25 protein-coding genes are annotated in these 26,452 nt (G+C 66.4%); 11 read left to right on the top strand and 14 right to left on the bottom strand.

All coding sequences use genetic code 11. The annotated features are described in order from the left end of the window. Positions 1-82: 82 nt before the first annotated feature. Both sucD and sucC read right to left on the bottom strand, forming a co-directional pair. Complete coding sequence (gene sucD / locus AC07VS_RS10680) at positions 83-979, bottom strand: succinate--CoA ligase subunit alpha (RefSeq protein WP_019573884.1); 897 nt, start codon at positions 977-979, stop codon at positions 83-85. Positions 980-994: 15 nt separating this feature from the next. Further along, the gene (gene sucC / locus AC07VS_RS10675) at positions 995-2,155 is read right to left on the bottom strand and encodes an ADP-forming succinate--CoA ligase subunit beta (RefSeq protein ID WP_027474734.1); all 1,161 of its coding nucleotides are present in this window, start codon (positions 2,153-2,155) and stop codon (positions 995-997) included. A 156-nt stretch (positions 2,156-2,311) separates the two neighbouring features. On the opposite strand from sucC, the gene argC reads away from it, so the two are divergent. After that, positions 2,312-3,247 carry an N-acetyl-gamma-glutamyl-phosphate reductase gene (gene argC / locus AC07VS_RS10670; RefSeq protein WP_492348486.1) on the top strand — a complete coding sequence of 312 codons (936 nt, stop codon included), beginning with the start codon at positions 2,312-2,314 and terminating at the stop codon, positions 3,245-3,247. A gap of 72 nt (positions 3,248-3,319) precedes the next feature. On the opposite strand, the gene recX is transcribed toward argC, so the two are convergent. Together recX and recA are read right to left on the bottom strand one after the other, a co-directional pair. Next, positions 3,320-3,808 carry a recombination regulator RecX gene (recX, locus tag AC07VS_RS10665; RefSeq protein WP_492348487.1) on the bottom strand — a complete coding sequence of 163 codons (489 nt, stop codon included), beginning with the start codon at positions 3,806-3,808 and terminating at the stop codon, positions 3,320-3,322. Positions 3,809-3,871: 63 nt separating this feature from the next. Then, positions 3,872-4,939, bottom strand: a complete 1,068-nt coding sequence (recA, locus tag AC07VS_RS10660) for a recombinase RecA (protein WP_492348488.1) — start codon at positions 4,937-4,939, stop codon at positions 3,872-3,874. Between the two features lie 146 nt (positions 4,940-5,085). Between recA and AC07VS_RS10655 the strand changes: the two genes are divergently transcribed. From AC07VS_RS10655 to AC07VS_RS10645, 3 genes are all read left to right on the top strand, one after another. Then, positions 5,086-5,565: a MarR family winged helix-turn-helix transcriptional regulator gene (locus AC07VS_RS10655; RefSeq protein WP_494750933.1), complete on the top strand. Its 480-nt coding sequence runs from the start codon at positions 5,086-5,088 to the stop codon at positions 5,563-5,565. A gap of 99 nt (positions 5,566-5,664) precedes the next feature. Continuing rightward, positions 5,665-6,339: a response regulator gene (locus AC07VS_RS10650; protein ID WP_494750932.1), complete on the top strand. Its 675-nt coding sequence runs from the start codon at positions 5,665-5,667 to the stop codon at positions 6,337-6,339. A gap of 9 nt (positions 6,340-6,348) precedes the next feature. Continuing rightward, positions 6,349-7,803: a sensor histidine kinase gene (locus AC07VS_RS10645; RefSeq protein WP_492348490.1), complete on the top strand. Its 1,455-nt coding sequence runs from the start codon at positions 6,349-6,351 to the stop codon at positions 7,801-7,803. An 18-nt stretch (positions 7,804-7,821) separates the two neighbouring features. On the opposite strand, the gene AC07VS_RS10640 is transcribed toward AC07VS_RS10645, so the two are convergent. Genes AC07VS_RS10640 through AC07VS_RS10630 form a run of 3 tightly spaced genes read right to left on the bottom strand, consistent with a single transcriptional unit; the run spans position 7,822 to position 9,948 of the window. Beyond that, the gene (locus tag AC07VS_RS10640) at positions 7,822-8,475 is read right to left on the bottom strand and encodes an SPOR domain-containing protein (RefSeq protein WP_494750931.1); all 654 of its coding nucleotides are present in this window, start codon (positions 8,473-8,475) and stop codon (positions 7,822-7,824) included. Between the two features lie 41 nt (positions 8,476-8,516). Next, entirely contained in the window at positions 8,517-9,356 is an 840-nt protein-coding gene (locus tag AC07VS_RS10635) for a biotin--[acetyl-CoA-carboxylase] ligase (RefSeq protein WP_492348492.1), read from the bottom strand. 10 nt (positions 9,357-9,366) lie between these two features. After that, a complete protein-coding gene (locus AC07VS_RS10630; RefSeq protein WP_494750930.1) occupies positions 9,367-9,948 on the bottom strand; it encodes an SET domain-containing protein in 582 nt (193 codons plus the stop codon). 143 nt (positions 9,949-10,091) lie between these two features. Between AC07VS_RS10630 and AC07VS_RS10625 the strand changes: the two genes are divergently transcribed. After that, positions 10,092-13,016: a DNA topoisomerase III gene (locus AC07VS_RS10625; protein WP_494750929.1), complete on the top strand. Its 2,925-nt coding sequence runs from the start codon at positions 10,092-10,094 to the stop codon at positions 13,014-13,016. A 54-nt stretch (positions 13,017-13,070) separates the two neighbouring features. On the opposite strand, the gene AC07VS_RS10620 is transcribed toward AC07VS_RS10625, so the two are convergent. Then, complete coding sequence (locus AC07VS_RS10620; protein WP_494750928.1) at positions 13,071-13,721, bottom strand: TetR/AcrR family transcriptional regulator; 651 nt, start codon at positions 13,719-13,721, stop codon at positions 13,071-13,073. Positions 13,722-13,832: 111 nt separating this feature from the next. Between AC07VS_RS10620 and AC07VS_RS10615 the strand changes: the two genes are divergently transcribed. Beyond that, positions 13,833-15,470 carry an acyl-CoA dehydrogenase family protein gene (locus AC07VS_RS10615; protein WP_492348498.1) on the top strand — a complete coding sequence of 546 codons (1,638 nt, stop codon included), beginning with the start codon at positions 13,833-13,835 and terminating at the stop codon, positions 15,468-15,470. Between the two features lie 190 nt (positions 15,471-15,660). Continuing rightward, a complete protein-coding gene (locus AC07VS_RS10610; RefSeq protein ID WP_494750961.1) occupies positions 15,661-16,605 on the top strand; it encodes a tripartite tricarboxylate transporter substrate binding protein in 945 nt (314 codons plus the stop codon). Positions 16,606-16,994: 389 nt separating this feature from the next. Here AC07VS_RS10610 and AC07VS_RS10605 read toward each other — a convergent pair whose 3' ends face one another. Further along, the gene (locus tag AC07VS_RS10605; protein WP_492348638.1) at positions 16,995-17,696 is read right to left on the bottom strand and encodes a class I SAM-dependent methyltransferase; all 702 of its coding nucleotides are present in this window, start codon (positions 17,694-17,696) and stop codon (positions 16,995-16,997) included. Between the two features lie 105 nt (positions 17,697-17,801). Between AC07VS_RS10605 and AC07VS_RS10600 the strand changes: the two genes are divergently transcribed. The 4 genes from AC07VS_RS10600 (at position 17,802) to AC07VS_RS10585 (ending at position 20,157) form a co-directional block, all read left to right on the top strand. Further along, positions 17,802-18,944, top strand: a complete 1,143-nt coding sequence (locus AC07VS_RS10600; RefSeq protein WP_494750927.1) for an MBL fold metallo-hydrolase — start codon at positions 17,802-17,804, stop codon at positions 18,942-18,944. A gap of 91 nt (positions 18,945-19,035) precedes the next feature. Then, a complete protein-coding gene (locus AC07VS_RS10595; protein ID WP_492348500.1) occupies positions 19,036-19,512 on the top strand; it encodes an FKBP-type peptidyl-prolyl cis-trans isomerase in 477 nt (158 codons plus the stop codon). A 13-nt stretch (positions 19,513-19,525) separates the two neighbouring features. Continuing rightward, positions 19,526-19,927, top strand: coding sequence for an SUI1 family translation initiation factor (locus AC07VS_RS10590; protein WP_492348501.1), 402 nt, complete (start codon positions 19,526-19,528; stop codon positions 19,925-19,927). Between the two features lie 5 nt (positions 19,928-19,932). Next, positions 19,933-20,157: a DUF3820 family protein gene (locus AC07VS_RS10585; RefSeq protein ID WP_494655780.1), complete on the top strand. Its 225-nt coding sequence runs from the start codon at positions 19,933-19,935 to the stop codon at positions 20,155-20,157. 25 nt (positions 20,158-20,182) lie between these two features. Here AC07VS_RS10585 and AC07VS_RS10580 read toward each other — a convergent pair whose 3' ends face one another. From AC07VS_RS10580 to tkt, 5 genes are all read right to left on the bottom strand, one after another. After that, a complete protein-coding gene (locus AC07VS_RS10580) occupies positions 20,183-21,352 on the bottom strand; it encodes a GGDEF domain-containing protein (RefSeq protein WP_494750926.1) in 1,170 nt (389 codons plus the stop codon). A 134-nt stretch (positions 21,353-21,486) separates the two neighbouring features. Continuing rightward, positions 21,487-21,912 (bottom strand): hypothetical protein, encoded by a 426-nt coding sequence (locus AC07VS_RS10575; RefSeq protein ID WP_494750925.1) that lies wholly within the window; start codon positions 21,910-21,912, stop codon positions 21,487-21,489. 2 nt (positions 21,913-21,914) lie between these two features. Then, the gene (locus AC07VS_RS10570; protein ID WP_494655783.1) at positions 21,915-23,060 is read right to left on the bottom strand and encodes a branched-chain amino acid ABC transporter substrate-binding protein; all 1,146 of its coding nucleotides are present in this window, start codon (positions 23,058-23,060) and stop codon (positions 21,915-21,917) included. 172 nt (positions 23,061-23,232) lie between these two features. Further along, on the bottom strand, positions 23,233-24,231 hold the full coding sequence (gene gap / locus AC07VS_RS10565; protein WP_492348506.1) for a type I glyceraldehyde-3-phosphate dehydrogenase: 999 nt from the start codon (positions 24,229-24,231) through the stop codon (positions 23,233-23,235). Positions 24,232-24,313: 82 nt separating this feature from the next. After that, the gene (gene tkt / locus AC07VS_RS10560) at positions 24,314-26,377 is read right to left on the bottom strand and encodes a transketolase (RefSeq protein ID WP_494655784.1); all 2,064 of its coding nucleotides are present in this window, start codon (positions 26,375-26,377) and stop codon (positions 24,314-24,316) included. Positions 26,378-26,452 lie beyond the last annotated feature (75 nt).

The following is a 26,452-nucleotide window of genomic DNA, read 5'->3' as shown; positions in this document are numbered from 1 at the left end:
CGCTTCTGTTGAGTGGGAGGCCGCAGTTTAACGGCCCCTCGCGCAATGGCCGTCCGTAATATTGCTTACGGACGCCGCTGGCTTACTTGAGCTGAGCTTTCAGCAGCTTGCCCAGTTCGGACGGGTTGCGGGTCACGACGAAACCGCACTCTTCCATGATGGCGAGCTTGGCATCGGCGGTATCGGCACCACCCGAGATCAGGGCGCCGGCGTGGCCCATGCGCTTGCCGGGAGGCGCGGTCACGCCAGCGATGAAGCCGACCACCGGCTTCTTCATGTTTTCCTTGCACCAGCGAGCGGCGTCGGCTTCATCGGGGCCGCCGATTTCACCGATCATGATCACGGCGTCGGTGTCCGGATCGTCGTTGAACGCCTTCATCACGTCGATGTGCTTCAGGCCGTTGATCGGGTCGCCACCAATGCCCACGGCGCTCGACTGGCCCAGGCCGACTTCGGTCAGCATGGCCACGGCTTCATAGGTCAGGGTGCCCGAACGCGAGACCACGCCGATGCGGCCCTTGCGGTGGATGTGACCCGGCATGATGCCGATCTTGATTTCGTCGGGGGTGATCAGGCCAGGGCAGTTGGGGCCCAGCAGCAGGGTGCGCTTGCCACCGGCGGCTTCCTTGGCCTTCATCTTGTTGCGCACTTCCAGCATGTCGCGGACCGGGATGCCTTCGGTGATGCAGATCGCCAGGTCCAGGTCGGCTTCAACAGCTTCCCAGATGGCAGCGGCTGCACCTGCGGGCGGCACATAGATCACCGACACGGTGGCGCCGGTTTCGGAAGCAGCTTCCTTGACGGAGGCGTAGATCGGGATGTTGAAGATCGACTCGCCGGCCTTCTTCGGGTTCACGCCAGCCACGAAGGCGTTCTTGCCGTTCGCGTATTCCTGGCACTTTTCGGTGTGGAACTGGCCAGTCTTGCCCGTGATGCCCTGGGTGATGACCTTGGTGTCTTTGTTGATGTAGATCGACATGTGTGTTCTCCGGGCTTACTTGACGGCAGCCACGATCTTGGTCGCAGCTTCGGCCATGGTGTCGGCGGCAATGATGGGCAGGCCGGATTCGGCCAGCAGCTTCTTGCCCAGCTCTTCGTTGGTGCCCTTCATGCGCACCACCAGCGGCACGGACAGGTTCACGGCCTTGCAAGCGGTGATCACGCCGTTGGCGATGGTGTCGCACTTCATGATGCCGCCGAAGATGTTGACCAGGATGCCCTTGACCTTTTCGTTCTTGAGCATGATCTTGAAGGCTTCGGTCACCTTCTCGGCCGTGGCGCCGCCGCCGACGTCCAGGAAGTTGGCCGGCTCGCCGCCGAACAGCTTGATGGTGTCCATGGTGGCCATGGCCAGACCGGCGCCGTTCACCAGGCAGCCGATGTTGCCATCCAGGCTGATGTAGGCCAGGTCGAACTTGGAAGCCTCGACTTCAGCCGGATCTTCTTCGTCCAGATCGCGGTAGGCCACGATTTCCGGGTGACGGAACAGGGCGTTGGCGTCGAAGTTGAACTTGGCGTCCAGGGCGATCAGGTTGTTCTTGCTGTCGCGGTTCAGCGGGTTGATTTCAACCAGCGAAGCGTCGGTGTCCATGTAGCACTTGAACAGCTTCTGGAAGATGTCCACAGCCTGGGCGGTCGACTCGGCGGGCAGGCCGATGCCATTGGCAATGCGGGTCGCCTGCTCGGCGCTCAAGCCGGTCAGCGGGTCGATGAATTCGGTGATGATCTTCTCGGGGGTGGAGTGAGCCACTTCCTCGATGTCCATGCCGCCTTCGCTGGAGGCAATGAAGGCCAGCTTCTGCGTGGCGCGATCGGTCACGATCGACACGTAGTATTCCTTCTGGATGTCGGCGCCGTCTTCGATGTACAGACGACGGACCTTCTGGCCTTCGGGGCCAGTCTGGTGGGTCTTGAGCTGCATGCCCAGGATCTCGCCAGCCAGGCGCTTCACGTCATCGATGGACTTGGCCACCTTGACGCCGCCGCCCTTGCCGCGGCCGCCCGCGTGGATCTGGGCCTTGACGACCCAAACCGGACCGCCCAGTTTCTGGGCAGCTTCCACCGCCTCTTGAACCGTGAATGCAGGGATGCCACGGGGGACGGGCACACCAAACTGACGCAAGATTTCCTTGCCTTGGTACTCGTGAATCTTCATGAGGTCTCTCTCAGGAATGGATGATTTTCACCCGGCGACCTCGCAAAAGCCGGCGTCGGGCAGTGGACACAGCAACCTCGAAATGTATCATGCTGCCCTGCACAAACCTTGTGCGTAACTTACGTGGTTACCACAACACTGAGTCAGGAAGACATCATGGCCTTGGTTTTTATTGACGGCGAAGCAGGCACCACCGGCCTGCAAATCCGGGAGCGGCTGCAACACATGCCCGCCATCGAACTGGTGAGCATTGCGCCTGAACGACGCAAAGACCCGGCCGCCAAACGTGAGCTGCTGGCCGGCGTGGACCTGGTCATTCTGTGCCTGCACGACGATGCGGCCCGCGAGACCGTGGCTCTGGTGGACGAGCTGGAACGCAGCACCGGCCGCCCCGGCCCCAAGATCATCGATGCCTCGACCGCCCACCGCGTGAGTCCGGGCTGGGTCTACGGTTTTCCCGAACTGGCCCCGGGCCAGAAAGAGGCGGTGCGACAGGCCCGCCGCGTGGCCAACCCGGGCTGCTACGCCACCGGCGCCATCGCCTTGCTGCGCCCCCTGATCGATGCGGGCCTGCTGCCCAAGGACCACCCGGTGGCCCTGCCCTCGGTCAGCGGCTACTCGGGTGGCGGGCGCACCATGATCGAAGCCTATGAAAAAGGTGAAGCCCCCTTGTACGAGGCCTATGCGCTGGGCCTCAAGCACAAGCACATTCCCGAGATCATGGCCTGCACCGGCCTGACCCGCCGCCCCTTGTTTGTGCCCGCCGTGGGCAACTTCCGCCAGGGCATGCTGGTGCAGTTGCCGCTGCACCTGGACACGCTGCCGGGGGCACCCAAGGCCGCCGATCTGCACGACGCCCTGAGCCGCCACTATGCGGCCAGCGCCGCCGATGGGGGCTGGGTCAGCGTGCTGCCGGCCACCGAAGACGGCAAGCTCGATGCCCTGGCTCTGAACGACACCAACAAACTTGAACTGCGTGTGTTCGGCAACGATGAATTCAACCACGCCGTGCTGATCGCCCGCCTGGACAACCTCGGCAAAGGTGCCAGCGGCGCCGCCGTGCAGAACCTGCAGCTGATGCTGAGCCTCTGAGCGCACCAGCCCAGGCGCAGAAAAGGCCCCGAGGGGCCTTTTTTCATGGCGTGGTCCTGCGCACTGTGGCGCTCAATCCTGGTCGATTTCGTCGCTGCATGCCGACTCGTCGTCCTCAACGCCCCGGCCTGCCAGCACCTGCCGCACCACCTCGGACGAGAAGCCGCGCGCCATCAGGAAGCGGGTTTGCCGGGCCCGCTCGGTGGCCGCCGTCGGCAGGCTGTCAAAGCGCTTGCGCCAAACGACCTGAGCACGCGCCAGTTCGGTGTCACGCAAGCCGGCCAAGGCCTGCTGCACGGCTTCGCCCTGCAGGCCCTTGGCCTGCAACTCCTGACGCAGACGCCCGGCGCCCAGACGCGAGGCCCGGCGGTACAACAGCGACTCGATCACGCGCTGCTCATCAATGAAGCCTCGGGCCTGCAACTCGTCCAGCGCCCGGGCCAATTCACCGGGCACCTCTTCGTGAGGCGCCAGCTTGCGCTCCAGCTCTGAGCGCGAATGCTCGCGCATGGCGAGGTAGCGCAGCGCACGCCCCTTGAGCGAAATCTTTTCAAACGACATCGGCACTCAGCCGGCCCAGAGGCCCCGCCCGGCAAGAGGCGGGCACCCCGGAGCCTGGGCCTGTCACGCGGCGTCGGCAGCCGCAGCCGGGCTGCTCAGCACCGGGGGCAACAGGGCGATGCCCAGGCTTTCACGCACCTTGTTCTCGATCTCGCGGGCCAGGTCGGGGTTCTCGCGCAGGAACTCACGGGCGTTGTCACGGCCCTGGCCGATCTTTTCGCCGTTGTAGGCATACCAGGCGCCCGATTTTTCGATGATCTTGGCGGTGACACCCATGTCGATGATTTCACCATGGCGGCTGATGCCCTCGCCGAACAGAATGTCGAACTCGGCCGTCTTGAACGGAGGCGAGACCTTGTTCTTCACGACCTTCACCTTGGTCTCGTTGCCGATCGCCTCTTCGCCCTTCTTGATGGTGCCGGTGCGGCGGATGTCCAGGCGCACCGAGGCGTAGAACTTCAGCGCATTGCCGCCGGTGGTGGTTTCGGGCGAACCGAACATCACGCCGATCTTCATGCGGATCTGGTTGATGAAAATGACCATGCAGTTGGTCTTCTTGATGGTCGAGGTCAGCTTGCGCAACGCCTGGCTCATCAGGCGGGCCTGCAGGCCGGGCAGAGAGTCGCCCATTTCACCTTCGATTTCGGCCTTGGGCGTGAGCGCGGCCACCGAGTCGACCACGATCAGGTCCACCGCCCCCGAGCGCACCAGGCTGTCCACGATCTCCAGGGCTTGCTCGCCGGTGTCGGGCTGGCTGATCAGCAGTTCCTGCAGGTTCACGCCCAGCTTCTGGGCGTACTGGATGTCGAGCGCGTGCTCGGCGTCGACAAAGGCACACGTGCCGCCTTGCTTCTGCATCTCGGCCACCACCTGCAGGGTCAGCGTGGTCTTGCCCGAGGATTCCGGGCCGTAGATCTCCACCACCCGGCCGCGCGGCAGGCCACCCACGCCCAGGGCCACGTCCAGGCCCAGCGAGCCGGTGGAGATCACCTGGATGTCCTCGATCGCCTCGCCCTCGCCCAGGCGCATGATCGTGCCTTTGCCGAACTGCTTTTCGATCTGCGCGAGCGCGGCCTGCAAGGCCTTGGCTTTTTCGGAATTGGCGGCGTTGCCTTTGACGGGTGCGTCCATGGAGAGCTCCTGAAGAGGGTGAAAGGGTCGGGTGGATCAGTCACTGTGATTGATCACAGGCTGGATGCTTGAACAGCAGTTTAAACAAGGTCTTCTGAAAATTTTCATGTTTTTTAGTCAGTTTGCCTGACTATTAAAATCACCCCATGCTCGCCCCTCCACCCGCTGCCGACGCCTGGCGCCTGACCCACCTGGGCCGGCTGATGGGCCACGCGCTGCGTCGCTTCGACGAGCGCGTGCTGACCCTGATGGCGCATGATCTGGACGTGCCCCTGGCCCTGTCCAACCTGGCCGCACGCGGCCAGGTGAGTGCGGCCCACATCCACATCACGCGCCACCTGGGCCTGGACGGCTCACGGCTGACCGAGTTGGCCGCCAGCGCCGGCATGAGCAAGCAGGCCATGGGCGATCTGGTGACCCAGTGCGAAGCCTGGGGCCTGGTGCGGCGCGAGCTCGACCCGCAGGACGCGCGGGCCCGGCGGATCTGCTTCACCGACACCGGGCTGGCCTGGCTGCAGGCCTTCCGGCGGGCCGTGACCCAGGCCGAGGCCGAATTCCGCGCCGCCGTGGGGGACGAGGTGGCCACCGTGGTGGCGCTGGGGCTGGAGGCCTACGCAGGCAGCTGAGGTGGGTTTGTCTGAAGACAATCCGACGGCTCATACGGCCTAGAATTTGGGGTGAACGGCCATGCCGAGCCGAACGCCGCCCGCACCCCAGGAGACCCCATGAGAATTCTGATTGCCGAAGACGACCAGGTGCTGGCCGATGGCCTGTTGCGCACCCTGCGCGCCTCGGGTGCCGCGGTGGACCACGTGGCCAGCGGCGCCGAAGCCGATGCGGCGCTGATGACCAACAACGAGTTCGATCTGCTGATCCTCGACCTGGGCCTGCCCCGCATGCACGGGCTGGAGGTGCTCAAGCGCCTGCGCAGCCGAGGCTCGGCCTTGCCGGTCCTGATCCTGACCGCGGCCGACAGCGTTGAAGAACGCGTCAAGGGCCTGGACTACGGCGCCGACGACTACATGGCCAAGCCCTTTTCGCTGCAAGAGCTGGAGGCCCGAGTGCGGGCCCTCACACGCCGCGGCATGGGCGGCGCCAGCAGCACCATCAAACACGGCCCGCTGATCTACGACCAGGCCGGACGTGTGGCCACCATCGACGGCAAGATGGTTGAACTGTCGGCCCGCGAGCTGGGCCTGCTCGAGGTGCTGCTGCAACGCGCCGGCCGGCTGGTCAGCAAAGACCAGTTGGTGGAGCGCCTGTGCGAATGGGGCGAAGAGGTGAGCAACAACGCCATCGAGGTCTACATCCACCGCCTGCGCAAGAAGATCGAACGCGGCCCGATCCGCATCGCCACGGTGCGCGGCCTGGGCTACTGTCTCGAAAAAATCCCCGGCTAGGCCCACCCCTTGAAAATCTTCCAGCGTGAGCAGCGTTCGCTGTTTGGCGAGATCCTCGACTGGATGCTCACGCCCCTGCTGCTGCTGTGGCCGGTCAGCCTGGCCCTGACCTGGCTGGTGGCCCAGGGCATTGCCAACAAGCCCTTCGACCGGGCGCTGGACTACAACGTGCAGACGCTGGCTCAGCTGATCACGGTGCACAACAACCGCGCCAGCTTCAACCTGCCCCTGCCCGCCAGCGAGCTGCTGCGCGCCGACGACTCTGACATGGTGTATTACCAGGTCATGGGCACGCGCGGCGAGTTCCTGTCCGGCGAAGCCGCGCTGCCACTGCCCGCCGAAGAAGACAAGCAGGTCATCGGCGTGGTGCGCTTGCGCGACGACGAACTCAAGGGCCTGGAAGTGCGCGTGGCCTACATCTGGGTGCGGCTGCCGATCGAGAACGCCGAACCCGCCCTGGTGCAAGTGGCCGAGACCCGCGAGAAGCGCTCCGTGCTGGCCACCGAGATCATCAAAGGCGTGATGCTGCCGCAGTTCGTCATCCTGCCGCTGGCCGTGCTGCTGGTATGGCTGGCCCTGGCGCGCGGCATCAAGCCCTTGTCGCAACTTGAGGAGCGCATCCGCGCCCGCGACCCCGACGACCTCAGCCCGCTCGATGACAAGGCCGTCCCAGTCGAAGTGGCCCCCCTGGTGTCTTCGGTGAACGACCTGCTGACACGCCTGAACGACTCGATCGCCACGCAAAAGCGCTTTCTGGCGGATGCCGCCCACCAGCTCAAAACCCCGCTGGCGGGCCTGCGCATGCAGGCCGACCTGGCCCAGCGCGAAGGCACCAGCACCGAAGAGCTCAAGCAGTCACTCAAGCAAATCGGGCGCTCCAGCATCCGCGCCACCCACACCGTCAATCAGCTGCTGTCACTGGCCCGGGCCGAGAACAGTGGTGCCGCCCTGACGCGACAGCCCTGCGACCTGGCCCGGCTGACCATGGAGGTGGTGCGCGACTCGGTGCCGCGCGCCATGGAAAAGCGCATCGACCTGGGCTACGACGGTGCCAGCCCTGGTGCGGCCGGCGTGCAACTGATGGGCAACCCCACCTTGCTCAAGGAGCTGGTGCGCAACCTGGTGGACAACGCCATCAACTACACCCCCAGCACCGACACCCGCCCCGGCGTGGTGACGGCTCGCGTGCTGGCCGACCCCTTCAGCCGAGCCCTGCTGCTGCAGGTGGAAGACTCAGGCCCCGGCATTCCAGAGGCCGAACGCGAGCTGGTGTTCCAGCCCTTCTACCGCGCCCTGGGCACCGATGCCGACGGCTCGGGCCTGGGCTTGCCCATCGTGCTGGAGATCGCGCGCCAGCACGAGGCCAGCATCACGCTCAACGACGCGCGGCCAGGCGAACAACCGCCTGGGGCCAGCTTCACGGTGCGGTTTGTATCGAACTGCCCTGAAGGCCTGCCCACCTGAGCCTGAATGGCCCGGTGGTCAGCACGGCCGCAGGCTTTTGCCGCCCAGGCTGTCGCGCAGCGGCTCCAGCTTGCCGCGCAGCGCCTCACCCACGGCCGGCAGCTTGAGGGCATAGGCCTTGCTGTCAGGTCGCTCCTGCACCACCTTGGCCGTGCGCACGCCGCGTTGCGACAGGGCGGCCAACTCTTCATTGGCGGCGCCCTGAGAAGCAAAGCTGCCCAGTGACAGACCGGGCTCCAGGGCCGGATTGGTCAAAGGTTCGAAGCTGATGCGGCGGGCCCGCAGTTCGGCCTTCTTGCGGCTCAGCATGTCGGGGTCGCCGTAGCGGCCCATGTAGATGATCCAGCGCCCTGGCACGGTGATGGTGTCCAGACTCCATTGCCCCGTTGCAAGCGACTGCGTGGCGGCCTCGCGCACCACAGCCGCCAGCTTGTCGTCCAGGGGACCGGCGGTCAGGCATTCGGTGATGCTGGCGGCCGCGGCCTCGGCGGCCAGGCGCTTGCTTTCGTCGGCCGTCATCAGGGTCAGCGCCTCAGGCTTGATCTGCTGGGCCACGTGCTGTGGCTCGGACGGGTTCACCGGGGCCAGCCCCAGCGCAGCCAGGTGACCCTGCGTCCACAGAAAATACGCACCATTGACCAGCAGCAGCAAGACGACGAGCAGACGAAGCATGGGCAGGTGTGAGACAAGGGCAGTGGGTTGAAACCAGGGCCTCAGCAGGCCGGTGGCGACGCAGGCACCGGCCGCACACTCACCTCGGAACTGTGGATGGCCTGGGTGCCCTGTGCAGTATGCACGAGCAGCGCCCCCCCGGCATCCACGCCAGCGGCCACCCCCTCCAGACCGTCGCTGGTGCGCACAGGCCGGCCGAGCAGCACATCACGGGTCAGGAAACGGGGCAGCAAGGGGGCAAAACCGCTGTCGGCAAAACCCAGCACCCTGGCCACCAGTGGGGGAATGACTTGCAGCAGCGTCTGCGGCGCGCTGGCCTGGGCCTGCCAGTCACGCAGTGTGGCCAGCGGGGTCGACGTGCCCTCGACGGCGCGCGGCAAGATGTTGAGGCCGACGCCGATCACCACATACCGCGGCGCGGGGGGCTGACCAGGCGGGGCAGCGCCGCCGCCGGCGGTCTCGATCAGAATGCCGCCCAGCTTGCAATCGTGCCGCCACAGGTCATTGGGCCATTTGAGCCCCAGGCCGGCCCGTGCATCGGGGTCGAGCGACTCGGCCAAGCTCAGCCCCACCGCCAGCGACAGACCCGACCAGTCAGCAGGCGCCAAAGGCAGACCCAGCGAAAACATCAGCGAGGGCGGCTCGCCCGCCTCAGGCGCACCACCGCCCTGCCAGACCCGGCCCATGCGGCCACGGCCGGCCGTCTGGCGCTCGGCGACCAGCAGCACCGGCTCATGGCGGCCCGCCCGGGCCCGGCGCATGAGTTCGGTGTTGGTGGAGTCGATCTCGGGCAGCACCTCCACCGAGAAGCCGGGCAGCACGGGTTCCACCGCCTCCCAGATGGCCTCGGCAGGCCAACGCACGACAGGGTTCATGGTCATGCCGCGCCCCTCAGGCAGCCCGCCGACCCGCCTTGGACGGCGCCTTGGCTGTCTTGGCTGTCTTGGCTGTCTTGGCTGTCTTGGCTGTCTTGAGCTGGCTGGGCGTCTTGGGCGTGGCCGGGCGGCGCTTGGGCGCCAACAAGGTGCCACGGCACTGCGCAGCGCCGCACCAGCAGGGGTACTCGGCCTTGAGCTTGGGCGTGTAACGCTCGTCGATGATCAGGCCGTAGTCGTAGTTCAACTCTTCGCCAGCGCGGATGTTGCGCAGGGCACGGATGAAGATGCGGCCGTCTTCCTCATCGGCGATGCAGTTGGGATCGCAGCTGTGGTTGATCCAGCGCGAAGAGTTGCCCCCGTGCAGCGCATCGATCACGCGGTCGGCATCGACGTGAAAATAAAAGGTGTGGTTCGGGTCGCTCGGATCGTGCGGGTGGCGGTCTTGCGCCTCATCCCAGGTGATCACCTCACCCACGTACTCGATCAGGGTCTCCCCCTCAGCGATGTCTTGCAGGGCAAACACGCCTCGGCCATGAACCCCCGAGCGGCGGGTCTGGAGGCGGCGGCCGGAAATCGAGGGGGCTTTTGCGGACATGACCAAAAACTCTGTTAACTTGGAAAGAGCACCTGCGCGTGCGCACACACAGGTGCGTGTGTGCGTGCATGCGCGCGAAACCCGGATTGTAGGAGGCTGGCAGACCAGCTTCGGGCCGGACCTTGAAAAGGGAAGACGCTGAAATGACAAAGACTCTGGTGATTGCTGAAAAACCGTCGGTGGCACAAGACATCGTGCGGGCGCTCACCCCCAGCACAGGCAAGTTCGAGAAGTTCGACGATCACTTCGAAAACGACAATTTCGTGGTGACCAGCGCCGTGGGCCACCTGGTCGAAATCCAGGCTCCCGAGCAATTCGACGTCAAGCGCGGCAAGTGGAGCTTCGCCAACCTGCCGGTGATTCCGCCCTTCTTCGACCTGAAGCCGGTCGACAAGACCAAGAGCCGCTTGAACGCCGTGGTCAAGCAAGCCAAGCGCAAAGACGTCAGCGCCCTCATCAACGCCTGTGACGCGGGCCGCGAGGGCGAGCTGATCTTCCGCCTGATCGAGCAATACGCGGGCGGGCAGAAGGGCGGCCAATACCAGCCGCTGGGCAAACCGGTCAAGCGCCTGTGGCTGCAGTCGATGACGCCCCAGGCCATCCGAGACGGCTTTGACAAACTGCGCAGCGAAAGCCAGATGGCCGGCCTGGCCAGCGCCGCCCGCAGCCGCTCCGAGGCCGACTGGCTGGTGGGCATCAACGGCACCCGGGCCATGACGGCCTTCAACTCGCGCGATGGCGGCTTCTTCCTGACCACCGTGGGCCGAGTCCAGACCCCCACGCTGGCCGTGGTGGTCGAGCGCGAGGAACAGATCCGGAAATTCATCAGCCGCGACTACTGGGAAATCCACGCCAGTTTCGGTGCCGCCGCAGGCGAATACCCGGGCAAGTGGTTCAACCCCACCTGGAAGAAAGACCCTGAAGACGCCGAAAAGCGTGCCGATCGCGTCTGGAGCGCCCAGGAAGCCCTGACGATTGCCAATGCCGTGCGCGGCAAGCCGGCCACGGTCACCGAAGAAAGCAAGCCCACCACGCAGGCCTCGCCCCAGCTGTTCGACCTCACCTCGCTGCAGCGCGAGGCCAACGGCAAGTTCGGCTTCAGCGCCAAGACCACGCTGGCCCTGGCGCAAAGCCTGTATGAGCGCCACAAGGCCCTGACCTACCCGCGTACCGACTCGCGCGCCCTGCCCGAGGACTACCTGCCGGTGGCCCGCCAGACCTTCGAGATGCTGGCCGACAGCGGTATGCGTCACCTGGCCCCGCACGCCCTGACCGCGCTCAACAACGGCTACATCAAGCCCAGCAAGCGCATCTTCGACAACAGCAAGGTCAGTGATCACTTTGCCATCATCCCCACGCTGCAAGCCCCCAGCGGCCTGAGCGAAGCCGAACAGAAGCTGTACGACCTGGTGGTGCGCCGCTTCATGGCAGTGTTCTTCCCGAGTGCCGAATACCAAGTCACCACCCGCGTGAGCCAGGTGCTGGAGCACCACTTCAAGACCGAAGGCAAGGTGCTGGTCAAGCCAGGCTGGCTGGCCATCTACGGCAAAGAAGCCGCCGCCGAAGTGGCCGATGCCAAGGAAGGCGACAAGGGCCAGAACCTGGTGCCCGTGGCCCCCGGCGAGAAGCCGCTGGCCGAAAGTGCCGAGGCCAAGGGCCTGAAGACCCGCCCACCGGCGCGCTACTCCGAAGCCACGCTGCTGGGCGCCATGGAAGGCGCCGGCAAGATGGTCGAAGACGATGAACTGCGTGAAGCCATGCAGGAAAAGGGCCTGGGCACCCCAGCCACCCGGGCCGCCATCATCGAAGGCCTGATCCTCGAGAAATACATGCTGCGCGAAGGCCGCGAGCTGATCCCCACCGCCAAGGCCTTCCAGCTCATGACACTGCTGCGCGGTCTGGGTGTCGAAGAGCTGTCGCGCCCCGAACTCACCGGCGAGTGGGAGTACAAGCTCTCGCAGATGGAAAAAGGCCTGCTCAGCCGCGAAGAGTTCATGCAGCAGATCGCTGCCATGACCGAGCACATCGTCAAGAAGGCCAAAGAATACGACCGCGACACCGTGCCCGGCGATTACGCCACCCTGGGCGCGCCCTGCCCGAATTGCGGCGGCGTGGTGAAAGAAAACTACCGCCGCTACAGCTGCACAGGTGCCGACGGCCACAGCGACGGCTGCGGCTTCTCGTTCACCAAGTCGCCGGCGGGCCGCACCTTCGAGCCCGACGAGGCCGAAGCCTTTCTGCGTGACAAGCACATCGGCCCGCTGGAGGGCTTCCGCTCCAAGGCGGGTTGGCCCTTTGTGGCCGAGATGGCGCTCAAGTTCAGCGAAGACGACAAGAACTGGAAGCTCGAGTTCGACTTTGGCGACGACAAGGACGGCGAAGAGACCGGCGAACTGCAGGATCTGTCGGGCCAGGAATCCCTGGGCCCCTGCCCCAAATGCGGCGCCCCGGTGGTCGAGCATGGCGCCAACTATGTGTGCAGCAAATCGGTGCCCACCGCCGAGCAGCCCACCCCGAGCTGCGACTTCAAGAGCGGCAAGATCATCCTGCAGCAGCCGGTGGAGCGCGATCAGATGCACAAGCTGCTGAGCACCGGCAAGACCGACCTGCTCGACAAGTTCGTCAGCATGCGCACGCGCCGCAGCTTCAAGGCCTTCCTGGCCTGGGACGCCGCGGCCAGCAAGGTGAACTTCGAGTTCGAACCGCGCGAAAGCAAGTTCCCGCCGCGCAAGACCGCCGGCGCAGCCGCCAAGGCCGCCCCGGCCAAGAAGGCCGCAGCCAAGGCCCCGGCCGCCAAGAAGGCTGCCACCAAGACCCCGCGCAAGGCCACGCCGGGGAGCGGGCTCACCCCCAGCGCTGCACTGGCGGCCGTGATCGGGAGCGAGGCCGTGGCGCGCACCGAAGTCATCAAGAAGGTGTGGGACTACGTGAAGGCCAACGGCCTGCAGGATGCCGCCAACAAGCGCGCCATCAACGCCGATGCCAAGCTGCTGCCGGTGTTCGGCAAGCCGCAGATCACGATGTTCGAGCTGGCGGGCATTGTCGGGAAGCATCTCTCCGCGGCTTGACCCCCCTGAGCCGCCTTCGGCGCCACCATGCGGCCGGGGCAAAGCCCTTGATGATCACCCCCCGGGCAGGGCTTGTGTCAGGTAGCCGAGCAGGGCCTGGGTGGCCTGTTGTTCGAGCGCGTCCAGGTCGGGCGGGGTCGGGCTGGCCAGGTGGGCATGGGCGACCAGGCCGTAGAGGATGGTCTGGCAGACCCGGGCGGCTTGCGGCGCCTGGGCCCGCGCCGGCTCGGGCAGATCGCCTGCGGCCTCGATCACCTGCACCCAGCCCTCGATGAAGCGCTGGTACATCTTGCGGTAGGCCTCCACCCCTGAGAGGTGGCGCTCCAGCAGGTAATGGGCACTCCACTCGGCAGGGTGGGCCCGGTGGGCCGCCAACTGAGAGGCCAGCACGGCCTGCACCAGCTCGGCCAGGGGGCGGCCGCGCCGGGCCTCCACCGCCTGCTGCAGGGCCGTCAACAGCTCCTTGGAGCGAAGGTGCAGGCAGACCCGCGCCAGGTCTTCCTTGCTGGCAAAGTACTCGTAGAAGCTGCCCAGGCTGGTACCGGCCAGGCCGGTGATCGCGCGGATGCTGATGCGCGGGTAATCGCTCTCTACCAAAAGCTGAACAAAGGCCTGTTGCAGGGCCTGGGCCGTGAGGCGGGCACGCGACTGGCTCGGGCGTCGTCGCTGGGGCTTGGCGGGGGTCGAGGGGCGGGGCGAGGTCATGCAGGCAAATCCGGACACCCTTCGGGCCAGGGCTTCATAGAATTTTCGAGGAGCTTGGGCGTGCCATTTTGACCGCCCACTGACTGCCCGGCGAACCCACAGGAGACACCCATGATCGGCCACCACCCGGACAACCAGGTCCCGGAACTCAAGGACTACAACCTGTACGCCAGCGACCCGGTGCTGCGACGCTCGGTGCAGCGCGGCGGCGCCGCCTGGCGCGAGCCCGAACTGCTGCGCCAGGGCGCCGAATACGGCAGCGAGCCCGTGTTGCGGGCCGCCGAAGACGCCAACCTGTACCCGCCCGAGTTGCGCACCCACTCGGCCACCGGCCAACGCATCGACTTCGTGAAGTTCCACCCCGCCTGGCACACCGTGATGGCCATCGCACGGCGCAACGGCAATGCCAACCTGCCCTACACCGATGCCCGCGCCTCGGCCTGGACGGCCTATGGCGCCTCGATGTTCATGCACAGTCAGATCGAGTCGGGCTCGGGCTGCCCCACCACCATGACCAAGGCCTGCATCCCGGTGATCGCGCTGAACGCGCCGCTGTACGCCGAGTTGGCGCCCAAGCTGATGTCGCTGGAGCATGACCCGCGCGACATTCCGCTGGCCCAGAAGACCTCGATCACGGTCGGCATGGGCATGACCGAAAAGCAGGGTGGCAGCGATGTGCGCACGAACACCACCCGCGCGGTGCCCCACGGGGCCGGCCCCTGGGGAGAGGAGTTCCTGCTGACCGGCCACAAGTGGTTCTTCTCGGCGCCGATGTGCGACGGCCACCTGGTGCTGGCCAAAACCGATGAGCACGGGTCGTCGTGCTTTTTCGTGCCCCGCTGGCGGCCCGACGGCAGCAAGAACCCGATCCACATCCAGCGACTCAAGTCCAAGGTCGGCAACCGCTCCAACTCCAGCAGCGAGGTCGAGTTCAAAGAGGCCTGGGGCGTGCTGGTAGGGGCCGAGGGGCGGGGCATCCGCACCATCATCGAGATGGCCAACTACACCCGGCTGGACTGCGCCTTGTCCAGTGCCGGCTACCTCCGCCAGGGCCTGGCACAGGCCCTGCACTACACCCGCAACCGCTTCGTATTCGGGCGCTACCTGGTCGACCAGCCGGCCATGACCACGCTGCTGGCCGACATGGCCTTGGAGGCCGAAGCCGCCACCGTGCTGGCCATGGACCTGGCAGCCCACTTCGGCTCCAACGCCCCCCAGGACGTGGCCTGGCGGCGCCTGATGACCCCGGCCGCCAAGTTCTGGAACTGCAAGCGGGCGGTGGGCTTTTGCGGCGAAGCCATGGAAGTGTTCGGCGGCAACGGCTATGTGGAGGACGGCGCCATCGGCCGCCTGTTCCGCGAAGCCCCGGTCAATTCGATCTGGGAGGGCTCGGGCAACGTGATGTGCCTGGACGTGCTGCGTGCCATTGCCCACGCGCCCGATGACGCCCACGGCGTGCTCGACCTGCTGCAGGACATCGCCTCGCAAGAGCCCGAGCTGCTGCGCCAGGTGCACCTGCTGCGCACGGCCCTGATGCTGCCCCCCGAGGCCCTGGAGGCCCAGGCACGGCGCTTCACCCAGCGCCTGGCCTTGACGGCCCAGGCCTGCCTGATGTTGCAGCAGGCCAGCCCGCTGGCCTCGGGGGCCTTCATCGCCAGCCGCTTCGACCCCGATTGGGGCCCGGTGAGCGGCATCACGGCCGGTACCGCCCAGGCCACCGAATTGATCAAGGCGGCCACCGCCGCCTGATCGACAGAAGGCGGTAGACATTGCCTTGACGGCACAATGGGCGCAGCACTGCCGGCCTATCCCAAGCCATTTCATGTCCTATCCGAACCGGCAGGCTCTTTTGGAGACTGTTCCCATGCCTGCCTTCCCCTCGACTGAACACCGCCACCCACCCCGGCGACTGCTGGGCCTGGCCCTGGTGGGCGGCCTGATGCTGAGCCTGGGTGGCCACCAGGCTCTGGCCGCTGGCTGGCCCGCTGAGCGCCCGATCAAACTGGTGGTGCCGTTCCCCCCCGGCCAGGCCACCGACCTCTTTGCCCGTGCGCTGGCAGAGCCCCTGTCGCAGCGCCTGGGGCAGAGCGTGGTGGTCGAGAACAAGGCCGGTGCCGGCAGCAACATCGGCAGCGAGTTCGTGGCCCGATCTGCCCCTGACGGCTACACCCTGCTGGTGGCAGGCAGCGCCATGGCCGTGAACCAGACCTTGTACAAGAAGGTCAACTTCGACCCCACCAAAGACTTGGTGGGCATCTCGCTCATCGCCAAGGTGCCCCTGATCTTTCTGGCGACGCCGGCCTCGGGCATCACCAGCCTGCGCCAGCTGGTGCAGCAGGCCAAGGCCGCCCCGGGCCAGTTGAGCTATGCCAGCGCCGGCATCGGCGGCACGCAGCACCTGTCGGGCGAGATGCTCAAGGCGCAGGCCGCCGTGTTCATCACCCACATCCCCTACCGCGGCAGCGGTCCGGCCCAGGCCGACTTTCTGGGCGCCCAGGTGCCGCTGATGGTCGACTCGGTGACGGCGGCACTGCCCCACATCCAGACCCACAAAGCCGTGCCACTGGCCGTGACCTCGGCCACGCGCTCGTCTCAACTGCCCGAGGTGCCCACGGTGCGTGAAAGCGGCCTGCCGGCCCTGAAGAACTTCGAGGCCGTGGGCTGGCTGGGCTTGATGGCGCCACGCGGCACCCCGCCCGAGGTGCTGCAGCGCCTGAACACCGAGGTGGTGGCGCTGCTGAAATCAGAGAAGCTGGCGGCCTTCATCCGCGAGCGGGGCTCGGAGCCCAGCCCGAGCACCGGCGCCGAGTTCGACCGTTTCATTGCCAGTGAAATCGTGAAGTGGGGCGCCGTGGTCAAGACCTCGGGTGCCAGCGCTGAATGAATGTGGCCCCCACGGTCGCGCACTGCGTGTCGCTCCCTGCCCCCCGAGGGGGCCGCAGGCCGCCTTGGGGCGGCCCGGCGCCGGCCTGTTCACTTCGTTGCAGGACTGCTGGATGAAGACAGGGGCCTGAAGGCCCCTGCGCTCGCTCACTTCGTGTCACGCCCTGCCCCCCCCGAGGGGGCCCAGCCCGCCTTGGGGCGGCCCGACGGCGGGCTGGACTGTGAGCCCCCACGCTCCCTCACTTCGTGTGGTCGCTGCCCCCCCGAGGGGGCCCAGCCCGCCTTGGGGCGGCCCGGCGGCGGGCTGTTCACTTCGTTGCAGGCCTGCTGAATGACGAAGAGGGCTGGAAGCACCCTCTAGGGTTGACGTGAGCTCGACCCTTTACCTGTTCAGGTGTGGCGCTGGTAGGTGAGCAGGCGGCCTTTGTAGGCGGCTTGGCTGAGGCGGGCGGGGTGGTCCAGGCGTTCTTCAGTTCTGGAGAAGCCTTGTTCGCTCATCTGCTTGTTGAACGCCGGGCGGTTGCCACGGTCGGGGTCGACGATCCAGACCTGGGCCGAAGCGCTGGCATGCTCGCCGATGAAATGCGCCAGGTCGGCGTGGGTGTCGCGCTCGTACAGCAGGTCGCTGCCCACGATGAGATCGAACAAGCCCTCGACTGACTCGCGCGGCTTTCGCGCAGGCGCGCCGGGCACGGCCTCGGGAGCGCCCCAGTGGCCATGGCGGTATTTCAGGGGCAGCAGGGCGTTGAGGCGCAGGTTCTCGAGCAGAAAGCCGCCCGTCAGTGGGTGGCAGTCGCTGGCGGTCACATCAGAGCCGCGGCGGTGGGCCACCAGGCTGGCCAGGGCCAGGCCACAGCCGATCTCCAGAATGCGCTCGCCGGGGCACAGCACGCGGCTGCCCATGCGGGCGGCCAGTTCAGCGCCCGAGGGCCACAGCAGGCCGAACAAGGGCCAGGTGGCCGAGGAGATGCCCAGGGTTTCGGCTTCGCCGTCGGGGTCAGAGAACTGCTGGTGATCCAGCAGGGATCGGATGATGAGGTCGTCAACGCCCGCAACGGCGATGCTCTCTTGCTTGGTGTCGTAGCCGGGCATCGTCGGGGCCCGGTCGGCTTGAATGACCTGGGCTGGGGGCAGAAAGAAGAGGGCCATTATGCTCCCCTCCCTTTTCAGGCCGGGGGAGGCGCCACAATGCGGCCCATGCCTCTGTTCCCCCACGTCGGGCGCCGACTGCGCCTCGCCTGCCCCTGCCTCAGCCTGGTCCTGGCCGCGCTGTTGTCGGGCTGCAGCAGCCCGCCGCCCGGCGACAACGTCAGCAGCCCGCACCACGACGCCAAAGGCTTTCACAACCCCAGCGGCGTGCAGGTCGAAAAGCCCCTGGGCGACCTGCTGCGCTGGCAATGGGAGAAATGGCGCGACGGCCTGCCCACGGCGGCGGGCCAGCCCACGCCCCAGCAGGCGCCAGACCTGGCCTTTTTGCACAGCAACGCGGGTGCGGGCAACCAGATGCAACCCACGCTCACCTGGATCGGCCACGCCAGCACCCTGGTGCAGGCCAGCGGCCTGAACGTGCTGACCGACCCGATGTTCTCGCAGCGCGCCTTCATGGTGCAGTGGATCGGGCCGCAGCGCCAACAGCCCCCGGGTCTGACACTGGCCCAACTGCCCCACATCGACGTGGTGCTGATTTCGCACAACCACTACGACCACCTGGACCGCGCCAGCGTACAGGCGCTGGCGGCCCAGGCCGGTGGCTCGCCCCTGTTCCTGGTGCCGCTGGGCCTGAAGGCCTGGATGCAGGACCAAGGCATTGCCCGCGTGGAAGAACTGGACTGGTGGCAGGAGCGGCGTGTTGCCGGGGTGGACTTTGCGCTCACCCCGGTGCAGCACTGGTCGGCGCGCAGCCTGAACGATCACAACCATTCGCTGTGGGGCGGCTGGGCCGTGATGGGGCCGGATTTTCACTGGTACTTCAGCGGCGACACCGGCTACAGCACCGATTTCGTGACCACCCGCGAGCGGCTGGCGGCACGCCAGGGGCCCAGCCAGGGGGGTGGCTTTGACCTGGCCCTGATCGCCATCGGCGCCTACGCGCCGCGCTGGTTCATGAAGGAACAGCACGTGAACCCCGACGAGGCGGTCCAGGTGCACCTGGACCTGGGTGCCAAGCGCAGCGTCGGCGTTCACTGGGGCACCTTCTTGCTCAGCAACGAGGCGCTGGACCAGCCCCCGCGGGACCTGGCCCTGGCACGCCAGGCCCGTGGTCTGGGCGAGGCCGATTTCAGCGTGATGGCCCTGGGCGAAACCCGGCGCCTGCCCCGACGCGCGCCCAGCGCCCCCTGAGCCTCGCAGGCCTCAGTGCGGTCATTCGGACGGGCGAGGCCGCAGTGCGCGACAATGCGGGCCTTGTTTTCTCAGCCCACAAAGGCCGCGCATGAAGATCGATAAAGACACCGTCGTCACCCTGCAATTCAAGGTGGCCAATGCCCAGGGGCAACTGATCGAGCAGAGCAAGACCCCCATGGTCTACCTGCACGGCGGCTACGACAACACCCTGCCCAAGATCGAAGAGGCGCTGCAAGGCCAGGAGGCTGGCTACAAGGTGCTGCTGAAGCTGCAGCCCGAAGACGCCTTCGGTCTGCGCGACGAAAGCCTGGTGCGCGTGATCCCCAAGGCCGAGTTCCCGCCCGGCGTGAAGGTGGGCGGCCAACTCGAAGGCCGCAACGACCAGGGGCAGCCGCAGATTTACCACGTGGTCAAGATCAAGGGCCCGCAAGTGCACCTGGATGGCAACCACCCCCTGGCCGGCCAGGCCCTGCAGTTCACCCTGCACGTGACGGATGTGCGAGCTGCCAGCGAAGAAGAGATTGCCCACCGCCACGTGCACGGCGAGCACGGCCACCACCACTGAGGCCTGCGCCGCCATGAAAAAGAACGGACTGGCCGACCTGGCCCAATTGGCCAGCCTGGGCGGCCTGGTGACCACGCCGGCCGCCGAACGCAGTTGCCCTGGCTGTGCCCAGCCGCTGGACCAATGCCGCTGCGAGGCAATGGCCCAGGAACGTACCCAGAAGGCAGCGCTGAAAGGGGCGGCCGTGCGGGTGTGGCTGGAGACCAAGGGCCGGCGCGGCAAGGGGGTGACCGTGGTGAAGGGTCTGCCGCTGGAGGCCAGCGCACTGGACGCCCTGGCCAAACAACTCAAGGCCGCCTGTGGTTCGGGCGGCACGGCCAAGGACGGCGACATCGAAATCCAGGGTGACCACCGCGACACCGTGCTGGCCACCTTGCTCAAGCAGGGTTATGCGGCCAAGCGTGCCGGGGGCTGAGCCTCATGAAACCCGAAGACTTGCAACGCCTGGTGAGCACCGAGATGCCCTTTGGCAAGCATAAGGGCACCCTGCTGGCCGACCTGCCGGGCCCCTACCTGAACTGGTTTGCCCGCGAAGGGTTTCCCCAAGGTGACATCGGCAGACTGCTGGCGCTGATGCATGAGATCGATCACAACGGCCTGTCCGAGTTGCTGCAGCCGCTGCGTGCTGCGGCACGGCAGCGCTGACAACGCAAGGGTTCTGTTCAGGCGCTCACGCTCTCGCGACCCCACGCTGGGCCTTGAGCAGGGCTTTTTCCGCGTACATGCGCAAGTCGGCCACCTTGACCAGATCACCGGGCTGGCTGGCGTCTTCAGGCCAGCGCGCCAGGCCCAGGCTGACTTCGATGTCCACCGGGCTCCCGCTGGCCAGGCTCATGGGGCCGTTGACGGTCTTGCGCAGGCGGTGCACCGCCTGTTCTCCGGTGCTGAGGGAGGACAGATCGTGGATCAGGATCACAAATTCATCCCCCCCGAGGCGGGCCACAAAGTCGCCGCCCCGGGCAAACTCGCGCAGGCGCCGAGCCACCTCGATCAGCACCGCGTCACCGGCGTCATGGCCCAGGCGATCATTGACCTGCTTGAAGCCATTGAGGTCGGCCATCACCAGGCCGAAGGACTGGTGGCTGCGCTCGCAGCGCGCCACCTCGCGGTCCAGGGTTTCATCAAAGTAGCGCCGGTTGGGCAGATCGGTCAGCGCATCCTCGCGGGCCAGCGCCAGCACCCGGCTTTGCGCCTGCTGGTAGCAGGCCAGGCTGATGCTGTAGGTCCAGCCCACGATGAACAGCACCAGCATCAGGTACAGCACGCCCTGAAAGGGATGGCCCTGAATGCTCTGGTCATCGGGGGCGAGGCAGGCCAGCACCCAGCGTGTGGCCATGGCCGCCGCCATCAACAGCAGGAAAAAGCCGGCCACCCGGTGCACCAGGCGTTCTTCGGGCCGGCTGTGACGGCACATCACCCAGGCTGACAGGAGCAGCAAGAGCACACTGAAGGCGTCGTGGATCTGATAGCGCAGCACCGCATGCGCGTGGTTGAGCACGGACGACAGCAAGGCGGCCGGCACCAGCACCCACAGGGCGCGAGGCCAGTAGTCGCCCGCGGGATGCCCCCTGAAACGCAGACAGCCCTGCAACAGCAGCATCAAGGTGCTCAGGCCAGCCGCATGGTTGACGATCAGTGCCTGCGAAAACGACCAGCCCGCCCCCAACGCCACCGGGATGGCCAGAAAACCCACCGACATCGTGGCCGAGGCAGCCATCCACCAGCGCAGGCCGGCCACCTCGCGGTTGATGCGCCAGACTGTGTACATGACCAACAAGGTCACCTGGGCCACCATCGAAACGACCACGGACAAGGTCTCGCGGTCCAACATCCATCGCATCTGAGATTGCGCTTTCCGGGGTGCTTTTTGCCCCACCAGCCCGGGTCACACAACCCGGGTCCATGACCATTGTCGACCGCCCCAACCGTCGTGGCTTGATTTTGATCAAGGCCCCGCGGCAGGCCGCAGGGCGCTCAGCAGGCCAGGGATTCGAAGAAGGTCAGCCCCGCCGGGTCACAGCACAGGCCCTGGCCCTGCCAGGTCCAGAGCTCGCCCCGGCGGCCCCACAGGCGCAGGCTCAGCGGGCCCTCCAGGCGTGCCGGCAAAGGCAGTTGCCGCAGGCGCCGGCCTTGCCACTGCAACTCGCCGTCCAGCAAAGCGCCCAGAGGCAGTTCCGCCGTGTCGACCCCAGGCGCAGGGGCGGGCCACAGGTCGAGCAGCAGCCCGCGCAAATGGCCTTGTCGAGGGCGATCACCCGGCTGCTGGGCCGAGGCGACCACCGCCGCTGCGGCCCAGCGCAGCTGCAGGCCGGCCCCCCCGTGGGCAGCCGGCCAGGCCTGCACACCGGCCAGCTCGGAGTCGGCGAAATGCAGGCTCAGCGCCGAAGAGGGCTGGCCCATGCTCAGTTCAAGGGGGTGCGCACGCCGTCGCGGTAGCCGTACAGGGTGACGGCCGGCTGAGTCAGCTCACCCTTGGCCGTGAAGGCGATCTGGCCGGTCACACCATGGCGGTTGGTCTTGGCCAGGGCCGGCAGGTACACCTTGGGGTCGGTGGAGCCGGCGGCCTTCATGGCGTCGATCAGCACCAGGGTGGCATCGTAGGCGTAGGGGCTGTAGATCTGGAACTGGCCCGGGAAGCGGGTGTCATAGCGCTTTTTCCACTCGGGGCCCCCCTGCATCTTGGCCACCGACGCGCCGCCGGTGGCACAGGTCACACCCGCCAGCGGCGCGGCCTTGGCCGACAGCTCAGCCAGCTTTTCGGTGCACAGCGCGTCGCCGCCGAACAGCTTCACGTCCCCCAGACCCAGTTGCTCCATCTGGCGCAGCATGGGGCCGGCCTGGGCATCCAGCCCGCCGTAGAAGATGGCATCGGGCTTCTTGGATTTGATGGCCGTGAGGATGGCCATGAAATCGGTCGCCTTGTCGTTGGTGAACTCTTCGCCCACCACGGTCAGGCCTTTTTGCAGGGCCGTGGCCTTGAACACGCCGGCCACGCCCTGGCCATAGGCGGTGCGGTCGTCGATGATGGCCACGCGCTTGACCTTGAGCGCATCGGCGGCGTAGTAGGCCAGTGCGGCGCCCAGGGCGTTGTCGTTGGCAATCAGACGGAACGTGGTCTTGTAGCCGGGCTTGGTCAGATCGGGGTTGGAGGCCGAGGCGGTGATGTTGGGCAGGTCGCACTTGGCGTAGATCGTCGCCGCCGGGATCGAGGTGCCCGACTGCAGGTGGCCCACCACGCCAGCCACCTTGGCATCGCACATCTTCTGGGCCACGGCGGTGGCCTGGCGCGGATCGCCCGCATCGTCTTCGGCGGCCAGCTCAAAGCGGATCTTCTTGCCGCCGATCACGGGGTTCTGGGCATTGGCTTCTTCGATGGCCAGGCGCACGCCGTTTTCGGTGTCCTTGCCGATGTGGGCAATGCCGCCCGAGACGGGGCCCGCGTGGCCGATCTTCACCACCTGCACCTCCTGGGCCGACACCGCGGCGGTCAGGGCGAGCACCGCAGCGGCAGCCAGGGTGGAGCGGAGGAATCGAGCTTGTGTTTTCATGGAGAGTTTCCCTTGTGCGGCTGCAGAAATCAGGCCCTGGATCGGAACAGCCACCTCCGATCCCGGCCACCCACGGGCGTGGCGCTGCACAGAGTCCATGCAAGGCGACACACCAGGGCAGATTCCAAAAACAAAACGCGCCCAAAGGCGCGTTTTGCAGAGTCAACGAGACTTACTTGGCGACGACACGCACCATTTCGAGGCACTTGTTCGAGTAGCCCCATTCGTTGTCGTACCAGCTCACCACCTTCACGAAGGTGCTGTCCAGGGCGATGCCGGCTTCAGCGTCGAACACCGAGGTGCACGATTCACCGCGGAAGTCGGTGGCCACCACCTTGTCTTCGGTGTAGCCCAGCACGCCCTTCAGAGCGCCTTGCGACTGGGCCTTCATTTCGGCGCAGATTTCGGCGTAAGAGGCAGCGCTGTTGAGTTCCACCGTCAGGTCGACCACCGACACATCGGAGGTGGGCACGCGGAAAGACATGCCGGTCAGCTTCTTGTTGAGCTCAGGAATCACCACGCCCACGGCCTTGGCAGCACCGGTGCTGCTGGGGATGATGTTTTCCAGGATGCCGCGGCCGCCGCGCCAGTCCTTGTTGCTCGGGCCGTCCACGGTCTTTTGCGTGGCGGTGGCCGCGTGCACGGTGGTCATCAGGCCGCGCTTGATGCCCCACTTGTCGTTCAGCACCTTGGCCACGGGGGCCAGGCAGTTGGTGGTGCACGAAGCGTTGGAGACGATGGCCTGGCCAGCGTAGGTCTGGTGGTTCACGCCGTAGACGAACATCGGGGTGTCGTCCTTGGACGGGGCCGACAGGATCACCTTCTTGGCACCAGCGGCCAGGTGCTTCTCAGCGGTTTCCTTGGTCAGGAACAGGCCGGTGGATTCGATCACCACGTCGGCGCCCACTTCGTTCCACTTCAGGTTGGCCGGATCGCGCTCTGCCGTCAGGCGGATCTTCTTGCCGTTCACCACCAGGGTGTTGCCTTCGACGGCGATCTCACCCTTGAAGCGGCCGTGCACGCTGTCGTACTTCAGCATGTAGGCCAGGTAGTCGGGCTCGAGCAGGTCGTTGATGCCGACGATCTCGATGTCGGAGAAGTTCTGCACCGCAGCGCGAAACACCATGCGGCCGATGCGGCCGAAGCCGTTGATGCCAACCTTGATAGCCATGTCAGTCTCTTTCCTGGAGTTAAAAAATGAACAAGGGGCGGCCGGCGTCGGGCGCCGGCTCGTTGGATTTGCTTCGTGTGGGTTACTTCTTCTTGGCTTTGCCCAAGGCCACCAACACGGTGTCGGTGACGTTTTCGGCGGTGAAGCCGAAATGCTTGAACAGCACCGGGGCCGGGGCCGACTCACCATAGGTGTCGATGCCCACCACCGCGGCGACGCCGTACTTCCACCAGCCATCGGTGCTGCCCATCTCGACCGCCACGCGCGGCAGGCCAGCCGGCAACACCGACTTCTTGTAGGCCAGGGTCTGGCGATCGAAGGTGGTGGTGCTGGGCATGGAGACCACGCGCACATAAACCTTCTTCTCGGCCAGCAGCTTCTGGGCGGCCAGCGCCAGCTGCACTTCGGAGCCGGTGGCGATGATCACGCCCTGGGGCTTGCGCTTGATGCCGATGTCGGCCGGCTCGCTCAGGATGTAGGCACCGCGGCTGATCTCGCCCAGGTCTTTCTTGGGCGAGTAGGGCAGGTTCTGGCGCGACAGCAGCAGGGCGGTCGGGCGGTTCTTGTTTTCCAGGGCCACGGCCCAGGCGATGGTGGTTTCAGCCGTGTCGGCCGGGCGCCACACATCGAGGTTGGGGATCAGGCGCAGGCTGGCGGCGTGTTCGATCGACTGGTGGGTCGGGCCGTCTTCGCCCAGGCCGATGGAGTCGTGGGTGAACACATGGATCACGCGCTGCTTCATCAGCGCCGCCATGCGGATGGCATTGCGGCTGTAGTCGCTGAAGGTCAGGAAAGTGCCACCGTAGGGGATGAAACCGCCGTGCAGGGCCACGCCGTTCATGACGGCGGCCATGCCGAACTCGCGCACACCGTAGTTGATGTGGCGACCACCGACCAGTTGGCCATCGGCCGCAGCGGTCTGCACCACCTCACCGGCGGCGTCAAAGCGCAGGTTGGGGGTGCTCTTGGTGTTGGTGAGGTTGGAGCCGGTCAGGTCGGCCGAGCCACCCAGCAGCTCGGGCAACGCGGCGGTGAAGGCTTCCAGGGCCAGCTGGCTGGCCTTGCGGCTGGCCACGGTCTCGGCCTTGGTGTGGGCGGCGATGGCGGCATCAACCGCCACCTGGGCGAAGTTCTTCGGCAACTCGCCGGCCATGCGGCGCAGCAGCTCGGCGGCCAGCTCGGGGTGGGCGGCCTGGTAGGCGGCAAAGCGGGTGTTCCACTCGGCTTCAGCGGCGGTGCCACGGGCCTTGCCGTCCCAGGCGGCGTAGACGTCGGCCGGGATCTCGAAGGGGGCGTGCGGCCAGCCCAGCGCTTCGCGGGTCAGGGCGATTTCCTCGGCACCCAGGGGTTCGCCGTGGGCCTTGGCGGTGTTGGCCCGGTTGGGCGAGCCCTTGCCGATGGCGGTCTTGCAGATGATCAGGGTGGGGGCCGCGTTCTGGCCCTTGGCTTGGGCGATGGCCTGCGACACGGCGTCCACGTCATGGCCGTCCACCGGGCCGATCACGTTCCAGCCATAGGCCTGGAAGCGCTGCGCGGTGTTGTCGATGAACCAGGGGGCGACCTGACCGTCGATGGAAATGCCGTTGTCGTCGTACAGGGCGATCAGCTTGCCCAGTTTCCAGGCGCCGGCCAGGGCGGCCGCTTCGTGGCTGATGCCTTCCATCAGGCAGCCGTCGCCCATGAAGACATAGGTGTGGTGGTCGACCACGGCATGGCCGTCGCGGTTGAACTCCTTGGCCAGCAGCTTCTCAGCCAGCGCAAAACCCACGGCATTGGTGATGCCCTGGCCCAGAGGGCCGGTGGTGGTTTCCACGCCGGGGGTGATGCCCACTTCGGGGTGGCCTGCGGTCTTGCTGTGCAGCTTGCGGAAGTTCTTCAGCTCTTCGATCGGCAGCGGGTAGCCGGTGAGGTGCAGCAGCGCGTAGATCAGCATCGAGCCGTGACCGTTGGACAGCACGAAGCGGTCACGGTCCAGCCATTGCGGCTGACTCGGGTTGTGCTTGAGGTGCTGACCCCACAGGGCCACGGCCATGTCGGCCATGCCCATGGGGGCACCGGGGTGACCGGAGTTGGCGAGTTGAACGGCGTCCATGGCCAGCGCGCGGATCGCGTTTGCCATGTCTTGTTGTTGCTGGGTGTTGGCCATCGGGAGAAGCTCCGGATTGGAGGGTCTGGGGGAAACCCCGCATTTTACCGGGCCCGCCCGACCCAGGTCGCGAAG

The organism is Curvibacter sp. GW821-FHT01G03, from assembly GCF_059422285.1.
This window is presented reverse-complemented; position numbering and strand designations above follow the sequence as displayed.